The following is a 1,798-nucleotide window of genomic DNA, read 5'->3' on the forward strand; positions in this document are numbered from 1 at the left end:
ATGTACGCCCAGCATGGGCGTCATCTCTAGGGTGAGAGTCCCGAACGGGGGCTGGCGAACGCCTACCGTTAGCCAAGAGCAAGGGTGTCTATCGCGAGGTAGAATCTGAAGGAAGCTGGAGGCAAATGCACGAGCCAAGGTATACGAACTGGATTTGAGGCAGGGTTAGTCGGATGAGTTGCCATAACACAACGAAATCCAAAGTCGCCAAAGGCTTTCCCTGTAGACTCCAGTGGTTGCGGGCAGAAAGATGACGTTCTTATCTGGGGAGGCCTGTGGGATACGCGAAGTCACTTCGTAACCGCGGCTGAGAAGCCGCGCTGAATCCGCAGGAGTCAGCAGAGGCCATAGTACGGGAGTACGGGACGCCGGAAACCGGAAGGGCTGAACCGAAAGGAGAGAGGAAACCGATGCGTTCGCATGAAGAGCAAAGACAGCAGAAAATCTCGCAAGAGAGCTCGCGGCAAAGAGAAGCGGTGAAGCCGTCAGGGTATGCCGGAGCGCCGAGTTCTTCGTCGGCACAAATCGCCCCTTCCTCTCGCGAAGCGAATAACGACTTGCTGGAGCGAATGCTCAGAGGAGACAACCTCAGGCTCGCCTACAAGCGAGTGGTACAGAACGGAGGAGCTCCCGGCGTGGACAGTGTAACGGTAGCGAATCTACAAGCTTACCTGAAAACCCACTGGGAAACGGTGAAGACCGAACTTCTCGCAGGAACCTACAGACCCATGCCCGTCAAACGGGTGGAAATCCCCAAACCCGGAGGTGGGGTGAGGCTGCTCGGCATCCCGACCGTTATGGACCGCTTCCTCCAACAAGCCCTTCTACAAGTGATGAACCCGATCTTCGACGCGGACTTCTCGAGGCATAGCTACGGCTTTCGCCCTGGGAAGCGAGCGCATGACGCGGTAAAGCAAGCCCAGCACTACATCCAAGAAGGCTTTCGATGGGTCGTAGATATGGACTTAGCGAAGTTCTTTGACCGAGTGAACCACGACATGCTTATGGCAAGGGTAGCACGGAAAGTGACGGACAAGCGTGTCTTGAAGCTCATCCGTGCTTACCTAAACGCAGGGGTCATGGTGAACAGGGTGTTCGAGAAAACGGGAGAAGGTACGCCGCAAGGCGGACCACTGAGCCCACTTCTAGCGAATATTCTGCTGGACGACTTGGATAAAGAGCTGACCAAACGAGGATTGCGGTTTGTCCGCTACGCGGACGACTGCAACATCTTCATTGCCAGTAAACGTGCGGGAGAACGTGTCATGGATTCGGTAACAAGCTTCGTGGAAGGAAAGTTAAAACTGAAAGTGAATCGAGAGAAAAGTGCGGTAGACCGACCATGGAACCGTAAGTTCCTCGGCTTTAGCTTCCTGAGAGACAAGAAAGCGACGATTCGTTTAGCGCCCCAGACCATCTCACGTTTCAAAGAGAAGGTGAAGGAACTGACGAACCGTACACGCTCGGTATCTATGGAAACGCGCATCGCCGGGCTCAACCGCTACCTCATCGGCTGGATGGGTTATTTCCGGCTAGCATCCGCCAAAAGTCATTGCGAGAAATTAGACCAATGGATTCGCCGCAGACTACGTATGTGTCTTTGGAAACAGTGGAAACGGGTACGTACCCGAATCCGCGAACTGCGTGCGCTCGGCGTTCCAGAAAGGGCTTGTTTCGTCATGGCAAATTCGCGGCGAGGGGCATGGGAAATGTCTCGAAACACAAACAATGCCCTTCCGACTTCCTACTGGGAAGCGAAAGGGCTGAAGAGTTTACTTTCTCGTTATTTGGAGCTTTG

The 1,798-nt window shown here is 54.2% G+C and carries 1 protein-coding gene; it reads left to right on the top strand.

Annotated features, from left to right (window positions below):
• Window positions 1-410: 410 nt before the first annotated feature.
• The coding region (ltrA, locus tag RB620_RS30030; RefSeq protein WP_308100831.1) for a group II intron reverse transcriptase/maturase at window positions 411-1,798 on the top strand (1,388 nt) is incomplete at its 3' end.

The organism is Paenibacillus sp. LHD-117, assembly GCF_030929555.1.
Classification (GTDB): Bacteria; Bacillota; Bacilli; order Paenibacillales; family Paenibacillaceae; genus Pristimantibacillus.